The sequence below is a fragment of the Anabaena azotica SJ-1 genome (assembly GCF_047275885.1).
Lineage (GTDB): Bacteria > Cyanobacteriota > Cyanobacteriia > Cyanobacteriales > Nostocaceae > Trichormus_B > Trichormus_B azotica_A.
Map to the genome: position 1 here is coordinate 2,891,017 of NZ_CP178454.1, position 16,524 is coordinate 2,907,540.

Sequence of the window (16,524 nt, forward strand, 5' to 3'; positions counted from 1 at the left end):
TTTATTTAAAGATTTTTGTAGAAGTAATTACTAACAGTGAGGTAACAATTTAAACTATTTTCTGGAAATGAGGAAGTGATTACACAGTCAGCTATGAGATTGCTGTGATACTCGTCTTTAACACTAACAGGAGTAGTTTTGATGTATTTTCCTCCAGAATTTAATCTTGATCTTGCTAAAGAACTGGGTAATTTAGTCGCGCAAGCTTACACCCAGTATGAAGACTATACCAAACAAGAAGAATGGAAACTTGATGAACCATACAGTCTTAAAAGCCAATTTTATTACACCGAAGATAAAAAAATTCTCTGTTTTACTTACAAGAAAAATACTGTACCTTTTGGGTTTACTGCCACTAAAGGCAATAATTTTTATATAGTCTTTCGGGGAACTGAAACACCATTGGAATGGTTAAGAGATGCTCAACTAAAACAAGTGGACTACCTCAAAGGTTGGGGAAAAACAACTCGTGGTTTTTCGCAAATTTATCGGGCTATTGCACCAACTATTCTCAATGATTTAAAAAATGTTTCTCGTTCTACAAAGATTTATGTGACTGGACATAGTTTAGGTTCAGCTTTGGCGAATCTTTGCGTTCCTGACGTAATTACCAATTTTCCTGATATACAACCAGAATTATACACATTTGCTAGTCCACGTACTGGAAATATCATCTTTGCTCAAGCCTATAGATTAGCAAAAATCAAAGCTTGGCGCATTGCTAATACTGAAGATTTGGTGACAAATATACCTTTTGCAACTCTTGAAATCACAGACAGTAATATCAAAGATGTACAAAGAAAACTGAATTTATTGAGAATAATTTTGGGTGGTATTGAGGCAGATTTGCTGGAAGAGTTTGAACACATTGGGGGAAATATTGCGTTTACTATTAATAAAGGTAGTTTAACTGATAATCATGCCATGACGACATATCTCAATGCTATTACATCTAATGATTAGATGGTACGTTGTTCAGGGCGATGATCAGCAATATTCGCCCATTCAAAAAATTTATTAGAGAAACATGGAATACTCATTAGCTTAACTGACTGATTACTGATAACTGAAAAATGACAATCTATTAATAACCAGATGTATCTCCAGCAATGGGAAAAGCATAATCGGAAAACAGAGTATAATTATTATGTTCGCCTCCGGTTTCTTGATCAAGAACTTGGACAACTTTGTTATAAATATCTTCTGCTTGTTGGGGAGAATTACCAATACTTGTTAATCCCAATTTACCAAACTGAGAAAGGCAACCCATCAGATGAAATACTGTCCCTGTTTCAGTTCCGCTATCAAAATGTAATCTATGATGGGCGATAATATCCATTAAATCGTTGGGTAATAATCCCCGATAGCGGTCTTTTTGTAAGTTGTCTGTAGCGACGTAATATTTAGGTTTTCCTTGCTGACTGTAGAATAAACCGGTGGGAAGATCATAGCGTCCGTTGGTTAATAATTTCAAGGTCATGAATGGGTGAGTTGTACCACCTTTGCGGAGGTTAATTTCAATTGCTTGAATATCCCATTTACCATCACCTTGATCAACGGTGACAAAATCTACACCAAATCTTTCTAATGTTCCTTTTTCTGCCAGCTTTTTACCTACTTTTAAACCTAATTGCTGTAATTGCACTCGATAACTTTCATCAGCAGGAAAGCGACAACCAAGATAAATTTGTCCGTCTGGACCTCCGAGAATTTGATCATGGGTGGAGAGAATTTCTACTTCTCCATCTGGTGTTATGCGTCCTTGGACACTGGGAGAAAATTTGATTTCACCTTCAATATAAGATTCTACTATTGCACCTAATTCTGGGATGCGTTGGGAAAAATTCGTCCAGGTTTCTTGTGTGGCTTGAAAGCGCATATTTGAGAAGCGATCGCTAATTGCTGCTACTCTTTGAGCATGAGAACTTTGGCCTGGAGCAACATCTGTCAACGGACGGAGATCCAAAAGTGCATTCCCTTCTCCAGAAATTCCCTCGTTTAGTTTCACAACCATCCGTTGTAAAGTCGGTTGACGTTCCCATAAATCAGCCGCTGCTGTGGCTAAATCTGCGGAATTCCAAACTAGTTCGCTACCATCTGGAAGAGGGACTCCACTTTGAGCAAAAATTTGCCGACTACCACTTTTTGTCCCCCAAATCTGTAAATCTGGTGCAGCAGCATATAAGGGTACACCCAATTTTAGTGATAGTTCTGCTTCCCAAAATGTGGAATTATAACAAGCCATAAAAGCTTTATCTAATCGCAAAGCTTGACGAATTCTTTCTAATAAACGAGGACGTTCTAAAATCTTTTGACTGAGGGGTTTAAGGGAAGCATCATAGGTAGAAAGTAATAATAAGCGATGACGGGCATGGGAAAATGGTATTCCAGGTAATAGTTGTAAATAATAATCAATAATGCTGGGATGAAGTGGCATTGAAGTTACATAAATTAACCTATTGCGGGGATTCCGTAACCGCATCAAAGAAAATAGTAATCTTTCTTCATAATGTTCGCATCCTTCAATTTTTTGTAGTTCCCGCTGGTCAATACTCAAAGAAGGGATAATTAAAATATCTGCTTCGCTGTTGTCAAATAACTCACTAGTTTTCCAGCGATCGCGTAAAGTTGATTGTAAACTGCGAAACTGATCAATCTGCTCTAGTTCGGAAATATTTATTGTCACCATATCCCATACCCTCACTAGACCCCAATTATTCCTCATCTTATCTTAGGTATATCCTAAGAAAGACTTGAGATGGAGATTTGTTATGTATCTTTTTGTAAATTTATGTCTTGCAATTACAAATTATAAATAGATATGAAACGCTTTTATATAGGATTTTTATATATTGGATAATTCATCTTTCAAAATCTATAAATTAAAACTTAAAATTGCTATTTCCAAAGAATGAAAAAACTTATTATTTGTTTATCTCTAGAGAACGATAAATAACACCATAATTATAGCTAAATTGAGAGCAGATGCTAAGGAAAAATCCTGCATCAACAGAGAGTTGTGTACTTGTTTTCAGTGGTTGGATTAAGAGCGTGTGAGATGTGAGGAGGAAGCTTAGAAAGTCGCGCCCATTTGCCATAAATGAGCGCGTTTTGCAAATATCCGGGGGCGAAAAGTCTGCACTTGCAAAGAATTAATTGGGAGCGAAAGCAGAAAGTAAACCTTGGGTCGAAATTCTCTATCCAAGGTTTATTTTTAATAATTGCTGATAGATGATTGAGCATGAGATTTACAATACTCAAATTTGGGGTGAATTATTAATTATGCCAGCAAAAAAAACATTACAACCACCACAAACACAGGAAGCACCTGGTTTGGAGTCTGAGATGAAACCAAAACCCCAAGCAGAAAATGAACAATATCGGGGTAGTGGTAAATTAAAAGATAAAATCGCCTTAATTACAGGTGGAGATAGTGGTATTGGCCGTGCTGTGGCGATCGCATTTGCTAAAGAAGGTGCAGATGTAGCAATAGTTTATCTGCAAGAACATCAAGATGCAAAGGAAACCACAAATTTAGTTGCACAGCAGGGACGCAAGGCACTATCTATTGTAGGTGATATTACTGACGAAAAGTTTTGTCAACGAGCGGTAGAACAAACTGTAGGTGAGTTTGGTAAACTTGATATTCTCGTAAATAATGCGGCTGAACAACACCCTAAAAACAACATTGAAGATATTAGCCAAGAGCAATTAGAACGGACTTTTAGAACTAATATTTTTTCGATGTTTTTCCTGATTAAAGCAGCGATGAAGCATCTGCATGAAGGAAGTTCTATCATCAATACAACATCAGTCACAGCTTATAAAGGCAATGCTCAGTTATTAGATTATTCTTCTACTAAAGGTGCAATTGTAGCCTTTACTCGTTCCCTTTCACAAAATCTAGTTTCCAAGGGAATTCGTGTCAATGCTGTAGCACCAGGGCCAATTTGGACACCTTTAATTCCCTCAACTTTTCCAGAAGAAAAAGTAGAAAGTTTTGGTTCGCAAGTACCAATGGGAAGAGCCGGACAACCGGAAGAAGTAGCACCAAGTTTTGTATTTTTAGCTTCTGATGACTCTTCCTATATGTCTGGTCAAGTTTTACATCCTAATGGTGGTGAAATAGTCAACGGTTGATTTTTTGAGGATATAAACCTCTTACAGCAGAATATGGCTTACGCCACGCTATCAGGAGTCAGGAGTTAGAATTCAGGAATAAAACTGGCTTTGTGTATAGGTTTGAATTTAGATGTTGTACCTCCTAACTACACAAACTACGGTATCTCTTTTCCTCCATTAGAGGGATGAGTTAATTGATGATGATTGATAATCTATCTAGGGAAGAAAGTATTATCAATAATAACTACATCTATGGTATCCCCAACACAATTGCATGGTACAGAATTAGTAGATTGTGCTAGAGCAAATGCCAAACAGGGAATTAAAATGGCTGCTTCTCAATGCGGCTATGGTGATGATATTAAAACGTTTGCTCAAGAGTTACGTCAAGCTTGTGAAACCATGAATTTAAAAGTTAAAGAACTCAGCGAATTGATTACCGACCAGGATATGATTTTGACAATGGGGACAGGAGAAATTATTGCTCCTGATACAGCATCAGAACTTTAAAAAGGAGGAGTCAGGAGTCAGGAGTCAGGAGTCAGGAGTCAGGAGTCAGAAGTCAGGAGTCAGAATGCTTATGAAATGAAGAATAGTCCAGAAGTGAGACTTTATCAAAATCATCAAAGTTGACTAAAAAAGCCTTTATTCTCCTGACTTGGAGTATTCTCTATCCTGAATACTTACGTAATTAGGATAATTTTGTTATAAATTTCAAAAGTTTTTTAGTTTTTGGTGTTAGTAGTGTGCGTCGATAAGCGTCCGCTGCTTTTTTAATGGCTTCGGCTTGAGTTGGGTAAGGATGAATGACACTACTTAATTCACTTAAACCAATTTTATTCACAATGGCTGTAGTAATTTCCGAAATCATCTCACCTGCATGACTAGCAACAATTGTTGCACCGATAATTTCATCTGATCCTTTTTTGTGGTGAATCTTCAAAAATCCTGCTTCTTGACTATCTGCGATCGCACGATCTACATTATTAAAATCAATTTTAATCGTTTCTATCTCAATTCCCAACTTTTCCGCCTCATCTGCATACATCCCCACATGAGCAATTTCTGGGTCAGTATATGTTACCCAAGGCATCACTAGACTACTTAGTTGAGAACGTCCCAAACCAAACGGAGAAAACAGTGTATTTTTAATGACTATCCTCGCCGCCGCATCAGCTGCATGGGTAAATTTCCAATTCATGCAGATATCACCCGCTGCATATATATTAGAGTTGGTAGTTTGTAGATAATCATTCACCTTCACACCCACTTTCTGGTCATACTCCACACCCACCGCTTCTAAATTCAAACCTTCCACATTTGGCGCACGTCCTGCACCTATTAAAATTTCATTTACAGTCACCGAATCTCGATTACCATGAGATGAAAAATAAAGTCGTTTTCCTTCCGTCACTGTCACAACTTCTTCTAACTGACAATTCAGCACCAAGCGAATACCTTCATCAGTAAAAACTCGTTGCAAAATATCCGCTGCTTCCCTATCTTCTTTATTGAGGATGTGTGAACTATTATGAAATAATGTCACCTCACAGCCCAAGCGTCGGAAGGCTTGTGCTAATTCACAACCAATGGGACCACCACCAATAACCGCCAATTTTTCCGGTTTTTGGATTAAAGAAAAAACGTTTTCATTAGTTAAATAACCCGCTGTTTCAAGACCACGAATTTCTGGTTTAATTGCTCTTGCACCAGTTGCAATCACAGCTTTTTTAAACTTGAGGATTTGACCATCAACATCTATAGTATTTTTACTAGCAAATTTACCGTTACCTAAAAAAACATCAACTCCTAAATTTTTAAATCTGGCTGCGGAATCATGATGACTAATACCTGCTCTAATTCGTCGTAATCTGGACATTACTGTAGCGAAATCTACATTAATAAGTTGGGAAATATGCACGCCTAAATCCTTGGCTTTCCATATTTCACCAATTACACGCGCAGACCGAATCAGAGATTTAGATGGTATACAACCAACATTTAAACAATCTCCACCCATGAGATTTTTTTCAATTAATGCTACTTTTAAACCCAAATCTAAACCCGCCGCACCCGCTGCTACAACTAATCCTGCTGTACCCGCACCAATGACTACTAAATCATAACAATCAGCAGGTTGAGGATTCACCCAATTTTCAGGATGAACATTAGCTACCAGCCTTTGATTATATTCATCCATTGGTAGAACTGTGATTCTCTCAAATTCTAAATTAGACATTAGTATTACCTCTGTATTCTCAAGTATAAACTAGATTTTTGACAGTCTTTAGTTAAAATATTCAGGATGTTCTCTTTACAAGAGATACAGCTTTAGCAATATTTTGTCAGTTCTATATTTAACATTTTCTTGGAAATCATCCGCAAGAAATCACGAATTATGAATGATTTTATGATACTTCCTCATCTAAAGCTTTCTTGGCTATCCGAGTTACATAAATTGTAACTGCAACGGTAGCTATAAACCCAACTATTCTGATTATCCATGTGAGAGTGGGATTTGTCGGTTGAGATTCTGTACCAATCAGTGCTAAATTTCCTGCTAAAGAACCGATGTAAACATACATAATTGTTCCGGGAATCATTCCTACTGAACCAATAAAATAATCTTTGAGAGAAACACCAGTAATTCCCAAAGCATAGTTTAATAAATTAAAAGGAAAGATGGGAGAAAGTCGCGTTAATAAAACTATTTTTAATCCTTCTTTTCCTACTGCTTGGTCGATAGCCGCGAATTTTTTGTTGTCTGCAATTTTCTGAGAAACCCATCCTCTAGCTACATAACGTCCTACTAAAAATGCTGCTGTAGCACCGAGAGTTGCACCAATAAATACATAAATAGAACCCCAAACTACGCCAAAAACCGCTCCCGCACCTAAAGTTAAAATCGATCCTGGTAAAAAGGCGATGGTAGCAATAATATAAATAGCAATAAAGGCTATTGCTCCAATGGTACCTAAACTATCAATCCACTGCAAAGCATTTCTTAAAATTCCTTGAGGATTAAAGGTAGATGTATTGATAGATGGCTGTGCTAAGGTTATATCTGGATATAATAAGCCAATTATCAATAATGTAAAAGTAGTTAAGGCGGTCAGTTTGAGAAGTTTGTATAAGGTTCTAATTTTTAAGTGATAATTCATAGTTTTAAATTTATGATAATTAAACCGCGTTCACGCGAAGGAAAGAGAGAGAAGAAGGATTTTTGAATTAGTTGTGTAATTTTTGCTTTTTTGGGGATGCTAATTTTTTTTGATTGATTTTAATTAATTAATTTTAATTATTCAAAATAGATGATTGGAAGAAGTTGCATTTTGCTTACTTTCTACGGCTAGAATACTTTGTTGGAGTGCTTTTTGAGCAATTCTAGTAACATAAACGGTGACGGTAATTGTGGCTATTAGTCCAACTGCTTGTATCATCCATTGACCAATTTGCATTTCTGGACTGGCTGGTTGATGAGGGATTTTAATTATTGCTATATTATTGGCTAAAGAACCCATATAAACGTACATGACAGAACCAGGAATGATGCCAATAGAACCTAGTATATAATCTTTGAGGGTAACTTGTGTCACACCAAAAGCATAATTTAATAAGTTGAAAGGAAAGATTGGAGAAAGACGAGTTAATAAAACAATTTTCCATCCTTCTTTGGCGACAGCCTGATCAATAGCTTGGAATTTAGGATGTTTGTCAAGCTGTTGACAAATCCAATCACGTGACAAATAACGTCCAATCATAAAAGCTAAAATAGATCCCATAAGAGCAGCAATTAATACATATACAGAACCCCAAAATAAACCAAATAAGCAACCGCCTTTTAAGGTTAATAATGAACCAGGAATAAATAGCAAAGTTGCCAAATTATAGAGAATAATAAATGCAATTGGTCCCCAGATACCCAGATTTTGTACCCAAATAATTGAGAGTTGCAAAAATTCTTGAATGTTCACAAATTGGGCAATAATTATCAGCGTCGCAATGAGGAAAGCTAGCAGTAATAGCTGGAGTTTTCTCTTTAATCGGGATTTGTGCTGTGGCATGATGGAGTTAAGCTAATTTTTACCGATTATTTATTTATTATCTGCCACAATAGGGAATTTAAATGAGAAATAGCTTAAATTCTGCTGAATTTTTCTCGACGATACCATTTACAAATGCGTTCTGGTGAAACACCAAGTAAATAGGCAATGATGATGATTTGGTTGAGGATGGTAGTCCTGAAAATTCCTTTTTTTAACCATCTTCGTGGTGATGTGGTTACAGGAACATCCAAAATGGTAATTTTATCTAGATATTTTAATTTATTAATTAGTACAAAGTCTTCCATGATAGGCATTTGGGGAAAATTGCCAACTTCGTTAAATGCTGATTTGGTTAAAAAAATAGCTTGATCACCGTAGGGTAATTGGTAAAGGTGCGATCGCCATTTTACTCCCCATTCGACCAACCGTAACCCCCAATGCGGTGAATCTATCCGCAATACAAAAGCACCAGCAATAATCCCCGCAGGTTGTAATGCAGTGCGAATCATGGCATCAAATCCCGCAGGTAAGCGGGTGTCAGCATGGAGAAATACCAAAATATCTCCACTAGCTATTGCTGCACCTGTATTCATTTGTACAGCGCGACCGGGAACAGAAGAAATAACAGTTACACCTAATGATTGGGCTAATACTGCTGTATTATCGTTTGAGCCACCATCAACAACTATTACTTCTACATTATGACTGGGTTGAGTGCTGTTAATTGCGGCTTGAATATTATTCGCTTCGTTGAGCGTTGGAATAATAATTGAAATTCGGGCAGTGTTAATATCTTGAAGCACCATATCAAAACAAGATGAGATGAAAATCAAAAAAACGGAAAATACTGATATTACCAGTAATCTATCAGCACCATAGAGCAGATGTGCAGATTAAGTAGTTATCATGGAAAATACTGTTAGTTTCTTCATCTCTACTTTAAATTGGCGCACTTTCTTTAAAGACATAGTGAAAATACTAGGTTGCTTATTGGAGATTGGGGAAATTCCCTATAAGCTGTAAAAAAATATGCAAAACAACTCAATCTTCCATAAACCTCTAGAGATTTTAGACATTGTAATCTATCAAACTTTAGACAAAAATACAAAAAGAGCTTCTTACCAATGACCAAACAGTACACACAAAAGTTAGTAAGTTACTTATCAGTAGCCTCGGCAGTAGCTTTAACTGTAGCATTACAAGCTCCTCAAGCTAAGGCAGCTTCTATTACTTTTACCGGGGCTGGAACAAATACCTATTCTGGTAGTAATAATCCACTGGGAGCATCAGTAACATTTGATGATGCTGTTAATGCTGGTAAGTTAACAATCAAGCTGGAAAATAAAGGTCCCGGTGCTTTAGCCCCATCTGACGTTCTAACAACGGTTTTCTGGGACTATGATGGTTCACCTATAAGCTTCAACTTGGATTCAGCAGTTGGTAACATTATTAATAATGGATCAGTTACCAATAATTTTAATCTTCTCTCTCCCTCTCCAGCACAATGGAAATTACCAAATGTCACTTTACCAAGTGGTGGTGTCACCCAAAAGTATGGTCTTAGCAGCACCGGTTTAGGTCTTTTCAATAGTGCTGGAGGTACAGGTAGTCCTGCTTACGGTATCATCAGTGGCTATGGTAGTGGCGCTAATAACGCAATCACGACCAATCCTTATGTAAAAGACTTTGCTACATTTGTGTTATCTGGTTTACCATCTAATTTTGATGTTACAAAAATTAGTAACATTCGCTTCCAATACGGTACAAATTTAACTGAACCATCCTTTGGTGGTACAAATGGTGGTGGTGGAGGTACAAAAGTTCCCGAACCTGCTACCATGTTTGGTCTAGGTTTAGTAGCTAGTGGCATGGCAATGGCTCGTCGTCGTCGCAATTTTGCTAACAACTAATACGCCACAAAATTTAGCAACACTGTTAAATAGTGTAGTCTAATAATAATGATAAGGTCGCTATAGGATTAATACCTGTAGCGGCTGATTTTTTTGACCCTTTCCAAACCTCTCTCACTCGGAAATTCATTTCCGGGCTAATAGCTCAAGTGCGTTAAAACGCACTCTGATCATCATCAGGTTAAATAGTCGATTTTAACCGACTTTAGCTTTTAGACTCTTAATTTATTCCCTGGTTTCAAGGATGTCAAGTAAGCTATTTTAATGCGTTTCTTCATAAACTACGATGGCTACTGTTAACGACAACTACCTGAAACTAAAAGCGGGTTATTTATTTCCCGAAATTGCAAGACGGGTAAATGCTTTTGCTCAAGCTAACCCAGATGCGAAAATCATCCGCTTAGGTATCGGTGATGTTACCGAACCCTTGCCAGAAGCTTGCCGGACTGCAATGATTAAAGCAGTAGAAGAAATGGGCGATCGCTCAACTTTCAAAGGATATGGCCCAGAACAAGGTTATGCTTGGTTACGGGAAAAAATCGCCGTCCAAGATTTCCAAGCACGGGGCGCAGCTATAGAAGCCGATGAGATCTTCATTTCTGACGGTTCTAAATGCGATACAGGAAACATTTTAGAAATTTTTGGCAAAAATAACGTTATCGCTGTTACCGACCCTGTATATCCCGTTTATGTGGATACTAACGTCATGGCAGGTAACACTGGTGAAGCCAATGAAAAAGGTGAATTTGCGGGTTTAGTTTATTTACCTGTCACCGCCGACAACAACTTCACAGCCGAAATTCCTACCCAAAAAGTTGACTTAATTTATCTCTGCTTTCCCAATAATCCCACAGGTGCGATCGCAACCAAGGAACATTTACAAGCGTGGGTAAATTACGCCAAAGCCAACGGATCAATTATTTTCTTTGATGCTGCATACGAAGCCTACATCACCGATCCTACCCTACCCCATTCTATCTATGAAATTGAAGGTGCTAGAGATTGTGCGATCGAATTTCGTTCCTTCTCCAAAAACGCAGGTTTCACCGGAACTCGTTGCGCGTTAACCGTCGTTCCCAAAAACCTCACCGCAAAAGCCGCAGATGGTTCTGATGTCGAACTGTGGAAACTCTGGAACCGTCGTCAATCTACCAAATTTAACGGTGTTTCCTACATCGTACAACGTGGTGCAGAAGCAGTTTATTCAGAAGCAGGACAAGCACAAATCAAAGCTTTGGTAAGTTTCTACCTAGAAAACGCCAAAATTATCCGTGAACAACTCACCAACGCAGGTTTATCAGTTTACGGTGGAGTCAATGCTCCCTATGTATGGGTGAAAACACCTAATAATTTAACCAGTTGGGAATTTTTCGATAAATTATTGCAAACCGTCAACGTTGTGGGAACTCCTGGTTCTGGTTTTGGTGCTGCGGGTGAAGGTTATTTCCGCATTTCTGCGTTTAACAGTCGGGAAAATGTGGAAGAAGCAATGAAGCGGATCACTGAGAAGTTTAAGGTTTAGTAGGTTTTGGTGGGCATTGCCCACCCTAATTTTTGTTAGACTTGAGCTATGAGTATATTAGTTTAGAGGTGAACTTATATGAAATTGATCATCAAAAATTTGGGACCTATTAAAAATAATACTCAAGCCATTGATTTAGATAAGGATTTTTTTGTATTTGTTGGTAGAAATAACAGTGGTAAAAGTTATGTTGCTCAATTATTATGGGCGATTTTTAATCAAGATATAATCCATAAATTTGCACGTAAAAATGTAGAAATTATTGATACTAAAATAGTAGAAAATGTAAATCAAGTCGAAGTTACTTCTGAGTTAGTAGGACAAATTTTGGATAGATATAGTTTGTTTTTGCAAGAAGAAACAAAAAAACAAATATTTAATATAGATAAACAATCACAATTACTGAATAATATTGTTATTGATTTTGATTATCAAATATCTGAATTAAAAGAACGAGAAATTAAATCATCTGTAAAGATACAACATGAAGAAGAAAATACACTAGAGTATATAGAAATCAAAAAAGAAAAAGGTGATTTGATATATAAATTTGAAGAAAAACAATTGCCAGATACTATTAAAGAAATAATTCCTAAAATATTCTTGGATAGAAATTTCCTTGAAGAAAAAAAATTTATTCTAATTGCGACAATCATTACAGTAATGTTGAAACATGAGCATAAGACTTTTTTCTTACCAGCTAGTAGAATTTTCTTTCCTATATTCTACCTATATGTTATTGATATTGAAAGAAAAAAAAGTGAACAAGATCGCAAGAAAATTTTTGATTTACTTGACAATATTCGTAATAAAGGGGAAATTAACTTATCTGATTTTGAAGATTTAGATGTTTTCAAACGACCATATACTGAACCTATAAATAAAGTCTTTGAAAAACTTCTTAATATTGATGAGTATAACATTGAAAAAAAATATATACATCTTGTCCAACAACTAGAAGAAATTCTTGGGGGTGAGATAAAAGTTAGTCGTAGAGAAGGAATTGGTCCAGGGGAATTTTATTTTCAAATTAATTCTATTGATGAACCTTTGCCGATGTATTTAGCATCTTCATCTGTTAATCAATTAACACTTCTTTATTTATATCTAAAATATTGGGCAGAAGAAAAAAATAATTTTTTAATGATAGATGAACCAGAAGTTAATTTACATCCTGAAAATCAGATTAAATTATTAAATATCTTGATACAGTTTATCCAAAACGAAACCAGAAATAAAGTATTAATCACAACCCATAGTTCAATTTTAGCTAATGCTATTAATAACTATATATATCTGGATGTTCTGAAAAATCAACATGGAGTTAATGTAGAAAAAATTATCGAAGATAATAAATTGTACTATGTTGATTCATCTGTATCTATAGCAAAAGAAAAAGTCGGTGTTTATTTCTTCACAGGTGATAAAATTATAGACTATGAAAGTCGTAACTATGGTATTTATTTTAGGAACTTTAGAGAAGTCGAAAATAACTTAGATAAGTCACTTCGTATTCTAACTGATTATATTTATGTTCAGGAAGAAGAGGGTGATGATGAGTAAAAGTAATAAGAGTAAATATTTTTTAAATAACCCTCATAAACGAGATTTGCTTGATTTGAGAGATGAAGTTCATAAAGCTTTATCAGATGAAGAATTCATTCAAGAAAAATCCATAGCTGAAGATGAAATTATTGAAATTAAAGAAAAAAATAAAGATGCAAAATTGAAGAAGGTATTTATTCAAGGATTAAATTATGTTGATGCAAAGTCAACAGTAGAAAGAATCTGGAAAATTGACTTAGAAAAACGTATACGTGGTATAGAAAATGACCGCAAAACTACAGAATGCGCTATTTTAGTCTTACAAAAGTATGATAGTAGCTATAGATTGAATATTTTGTTAATTGAGTTAAAGTCTAGTATAGACAATGAGGAGTTACCAAATATTGAGGAAAAGTTTAGTTGTGCAATGTCTAGAGTATATATGCTACTTGTTTTGAATAATCACTTAAATCCCAAACAAGGTTTCCATGAAAAAGAAATATATATAGATTTTAAAGGAATTTTATTTTATAGAACATTTTCTGCGAGGAAGAAATTAGAAGAAAATAATGATAGTCAATTGTTAGAAATTATCAAAAATGATAATAAATCAGGCATCTTAACTTGTGAAACAATTTTAAATAAGGAAGATAAAATCAAAATTAAGTGTTCTTGTCACCCAGGTATTGACAGTGAAACGGAAATTAGAATAGATTTAAAAGATTTGTTATAATAGATACTTGATGAGTAATCTAAAATTCCTATTATCCCTATTATATGAGTGTAGCTATTCCCGTTTTTAAACCCGTTAGTCAAATACAACTAACACCCGGTAGTAAAGTTACTATTCCCGATGTTAGCTGGGATGAATTTGAAGCGATTTTAAAAGAATTAGGAGAAAAAAGAAATTCCAGAATTGCTTATAGTCAAGGTAATTTAGAAATTATGGTTCCTCTACCTGAACATGAAATTCCCAGAGATTTAATTTCAGATATTGTAAAAATATTATTGAAAGCAAAAGGAATTAAATATCAACCTTTTGGTTCAACAACTTATAAAAAACAAGGTACAGCAGGAGTTGAACCAGATGCTTGTTTTTATATTAAAAATTATCAACAAATGATAGGTAAACGGCGTTTACAACCTGATGATCCACCACCAGATTTAGCTATAGAAACTGATGTGACATCAAAAACAACTCTTGATGCTTATGAAGCTATTGGAGTTCCTGAATTATGGATTTTTGATAGTGGGAAGTTGTCTATTTACTTGTTGCAAGTTGGGAAATATATCAAGTCTGAAAAAAGTCAATATTTTGAGGATGTAGATATTATTAAAATAATACCTGATACTGTTGAGCGCAGTTGGCAGGTGGGAAGTTTTCAGGCTTTGGAAGAATTTACAAATATATATCCAAGCATTATCTAACAAATCTATTTAACTCTGCAACTAACTGATGTACAGTTGTTGAAGGATTATCACTTTCAGCATTTTGAAGATCATATTGATTCAAGAGATTTTTAGCGTGTTTGATAGCTGTATTTTGGAAACTCTCTAATTCCTCATAAATTATATCACTATTCTTTTTATATTTATGTTTCAGCCATTTTTCTAATTTAGTAATATAATCTTTTCTAGGAAGTCCAGTATTTAAAAATTCAAAATGCAAGACATACCATAATTCAAAGGCTTCATTAGAATAAGCAATTTTAAATCCTTCTCTTCTAGCATTAGCAATAGCATTATTAAAATCCTGTTTAGGCCAATCATCTCGATCAAAGACACACCAAATTTGGTTATAATCATCTTGAAGACTTAATTCTTTTGCTTTTTCTACTAACTTACTGGGATTATATCCAAAACCTCTCACATCAATCACATCTTTAGGAACACGAAAACATCTAAAGTAATTTGGTTCAGTTTTGTCACCTTCACAGACAATTAAAAATCTTTCTCTGATATCTCTAGTCGCAACTTTTCTTTCTGAATAACCACGAGATGACGCTTTCTGTGAAGTTTTTCTAGGCATTAGATTCACCCATTATTTGACTTAAATTTCCAATAAAAGGAATAGCGCCATATTTGCCTTTGATATAATCACTTTCAAAGGAAGCATCATTTCTAATTTTATATTCAACTAGGGAATATAAATCTGTTGCACCATATTTGTTTTTCTCCGTAAACCAAATCTGATCTCTACGAAAGAGTTTATTACTCAGCAGATTGGTGTCGTGAGTCATAAATATTAGTTGTGCATGATTATAATTTGTTTCTTTTGAGTTAAATAATTCAACTATTGCTTTACTGATTAAAGGGTGAAGTCTCGCGTCCAATTCATCAAATATCAAAATTTTGCCGTTTTTAAGAGTATCTACTAAAAGTCCAGCAATAGCAACTATTTTTTTAGTTCCTTCAGATTCTTGAACTTCTAAATCAAATAATTCCATAGATATAGAATTGCCTTGACTATCAAATTTTTGATGTAGTGTTTGCAATGAACTAGCTTTTTTCTTTTTAGCTTCTCTTTTAAGCATTAACTCTTTAATTATAATTGGTATATCTGTAGGTAAAGAATCAATATCAATTCCTATTTGTTGGTCTAACTTTATTTCCTTAATACCTAAATCTAATTTTTTAATTAATTGAATAATTTCTGTTTGATTTTCATTACCTTCTGTTAAACAATTAATTGTATAATTTAAATGTTCTCTATCTTCTAAACCGGAAACTATATTTAACTTGTGTGTAAGCCAATTTAGGATTTGATCAGCTATTGCTACATTAAATTGAGCAGCTACAGAAATAAAAAGCGCGTTTCGTCTGGTTTTAGGGTGAATACCTTCACCTTTGAATGTTTTAGATAGATATTCCATTTTATCAGTCTTTCCATCATAAACCCGTTCAAAAAGTTTAGTTTCTCTTGTCTTGGGAACATAAAACAACCATTCTGAAACTATACTTTCCTGGGTAGCTTCAAAACCATATCTATATTTTTTATCATCCAATATAAAAACGATTTCAAAAAAAGATGGTTGATTTTCTGTTTCCGTACTTAACCCAAATGGTTCAACTCCTATTTTTTCTGTACTTTGAGTTTCTTTAGAAGAATTAATCATAAACCATTTCATAAACTTTATTGCTTTTGCTAGATTACTTTTACCACTAGCATTAGCACCATAAATTGCGGCACTTTTGAGTAATTTGAGTTCATTATCTACTGCAAAAACATTATTTTCATCAAGTTCTTTTTCTTTGGCAACTATATTAGCTGCAACCATACTAAAAGTAACTTTATCCTTAAATGATCTGTAATTACCAATACTAACCTCTATGAGCATTGCAACCTCCTACTTAAATCACATATTTGTGAGATTTTCAC

The 16,524-nt window shown here is 35.0% G+C and carries 15 protein-coding genes; 8 read left to right on the forward strand and 7 right to left on the reverse strand.

Annotated elements, in window-relative coordinates:
- Nucleotides 1–141: 141 nt before the first annotated feature.
- Nucleotides 142–963: a lipase family protein gene (locus ACLLO5_RS12700; RefSeq protein ID WP_413175821.1), complete on the forward strand. Its 822-nt coding sequence runs from the start codon at nucleotides 142–144 to the stop codon at nucleotides 961–963.
- Between the two features lie 121 nt (nucleotides 964–1,084).
- Here the strand turns inward: ACLLO5_RS12700 and ACLLO5_RS12705 are convergent, their stop codons facing one another.
- The gene (locus tag ACLLO5_RS12705) at nucleotides 1,085–2,689 is read right to left on the reverse strand and encodes a peptide ligase PGM1-related protein (protein WP_413175822.1); all 1,605 of its coding nucleotides are present in this window, start codon (nucleotides 2,687–2,689) and stop codon (nucleotides 1,085–1,087) included.
- A gap of 593 nt (nucleotides 2,690–3,282) precedes the next feature.
- Here ACLLO5_RS12705 and ACLLO5_RS12710 point away from each other — a divergent pair.
- Nucleotides 3,283–4,140, forward strand: a complete 858-nt coding sequence (locus ACLLO5_RS12710; RefSeq protein WP_413175823.1) for an SDR family oxidoreductase — start codon at nucleotides 3,283–3,285, stop codon at nucleotides 4,138–4,140.
- 234 nt (nucleotides 4,141–4,374) lie between these two features.
- Nucleotides 4,375–4,632: a hypothetical protein gene (locus ACLLO5_RS12715; protein ID WP_413175824.1), complete on the forward strand. Its 258-nt coding sequence runs from the start codon at nucleotides 4,375–4,377 to the stop codon at nucleotides 4,630–4,632.
- 181 nt (nucleotides 4,633–4,813) lie between these two features.
- Here the strand turns inward: ACLLO5_RS12715 and ACLLO5_RS12720 are convergent, their stop codons facing one another.
- From ACLLO5_RS12720 to ACLLO5_RS12735, 4 genes are all read right to left on the reverse strand, one after another.
- Nucleotides 4,814–6,361 carry a mercuric reductase gene (locus ACLLO5_RS12720; RefSeq protein WP_413175825.1) on the reverse strand — a complete coding sequence of 516 codons (1,548 nt, stop codon included), beginning with the start codon at nucleotides 6,359–6,361 and terminating at the stop codon, nucleotides 4,814–4,816.
- A 169-nt stretch (nucleotides 6,362–6,530) separates the two neighbouring features.
- A complete protein-coding gene (locus ACLLO5_RS12725) occupies nucleotides 6,531–7,283 on the reverse strand; it encodes a TVP38/TMEM64 family protein (protein WP_413175826.1) in 753 nt (250 codons plus the stop codon).
- Nucleotides 7,284–7,424: 141 nt separating this feature from the next.
- Nucleotides 7,425–8,186, reverse strand: a complete 762-nt coding sequence (locus ACLLO5_RS12730) for a TVP38/TMEM64 family protein (protein ID WP_413175827.1) — start codon at nucleotides 8,184–8,186, stop codon at nucleotides 7,425–7,427.
- A gap of 74 nt (nucleotides 8,187–8,260) precedes the next feature.
- Nucleotides 8,261–8,974 carry a TIGR04283 family arsenosugar biosynthesis glycosyltransferase gene (locus ACLLO5_RS12735; RefSeq protein ID WP_413175828.1) on the reverse strand — a complete coding sequence of 238 codons (714 nt, stop codon included), beginning with the start codon at nucleotides 8,972–8,974 and terminating at the stop codon, nucleotides 8,261–8,263.
- A gap of 318 nt (nucleotides 8,975–9,292) precedes the next feature.
- Between ACLLO5_RS12735 and ACLLO5_RS12740 the strand changes: the two genes are divergently transcribed.
- The 5 genes from ACLLO5_RS12740 (at nucleotide 9,293) to ACLLO5_RS12760 (ending at nucleotide 14,573) form a co-directional block, all read left to right on the forward strand.
- Nucleotides 9,293–10,078, forward strand: a complete 786-nt coding sequence (locus tag ACLLO5_RS12740) for a PEP-CTERM sorting domain-containing protein (RefSeq protein ID WP_413175829.1) — start codon at nucleotides 9,293–9,295, stop codon at nucleotides 10,076–10,078.
- Nucleotides 10,079–10,364: 286 nt separating this feature from the next.
- Nucleotides 10,365–11,600, forward strand: coding sequence for an LL-diaminopimelate aminotransferase (locus ACLLO5_RS12745; RefSeq protein ID WP_413175830.1), 1,236 nt, complete (start codon nucleotides 10,365–10,367; stop codon nucleotides 11,598–11,600).
- A 78-nt stretch (nucleotides 11,601–11,678) separates the two neighbouring features.
- Nucleotides 11,679–13,163, forward strand: a complete 1,485-nt coding sequence (locus tag ACLLO5_RS12750) for an AAA family ATPase (RefSeq protein WP_413175831.1) — start codon at nucleotides 11,679–11,681, stop codon at nucleotides 13,161–13,163.
- On the forward strand, nucleotides 13,153–13,878 hold the full coding sequence (locus tag ACLLO5_RS12755; protein WP_413175832.1) for a hypothetical protein: 726 nt from the start codon (nucleotides 13,153–13,155) through the stop codon (nucleotides 13,876–13,878). Before ACLLO5_RS12750 ends, ACLLO5_RS12755 begins: the two co-directional genes overlap by 11 nt.
- Before the next feature lie 44 nt (nucleotides 13,879–13,922).
- Nucleotides 13,923–14,573 carry a Uma2 family endonuclease gene (locus tag ACLLO5_RS12760; RefSeq protein WP_413175833.1) on the forward strand — a complete coding sequence of 217 codons (651 nt, stop codon included), beginning with the start codon at nucleotides 13,923–13,925 and terminating at the stop codon, nucleotides 14,571–14,573.
- On the opposite strand, the gene ACLLO5_RS12765 is transcribed toward ACLLO5_RS12760, so the two are convergent.
- Together ACLLO5_RS12765 and ACLLO5_RS12770 are read right to left on the reverse strand one after the other, a co-directional pair.
- Nucleotides 14,566–15,174, reverse strand: coding sequence for an RloB family protein (locus ACLLO5_RS12765; RefSeq protein ID WP_413175834.1), 609 nt, complete (start codon nucleotides 15,172–15,174; stop codon nucleotides 14,566–14,568). The genes ACLLO5_RS12760 and ACLLO5_RS12765 overlap by 8 nt on opposite strands.
- Nucleotides 15,167–16,483 (reverse strand): AAA family ATPase, encoded by a 1,317-nt coding sequence (locus tag ACLLO5_RS12770; RefSeq protein ID WP_413175835.1) that lies wholly within the window; start codon nucleotides 16,481–16,483, stop codon nucleotides 15,167–15,169. The genes ACLLO5_RS12765 and ACLLO5_RS12770 overlap by 8 nt, the downstream gene beginning before the upstream one ends.
- Between the last annotated feature and the right edge of the window lie 41 nt (nucleotides 16,484–16,524).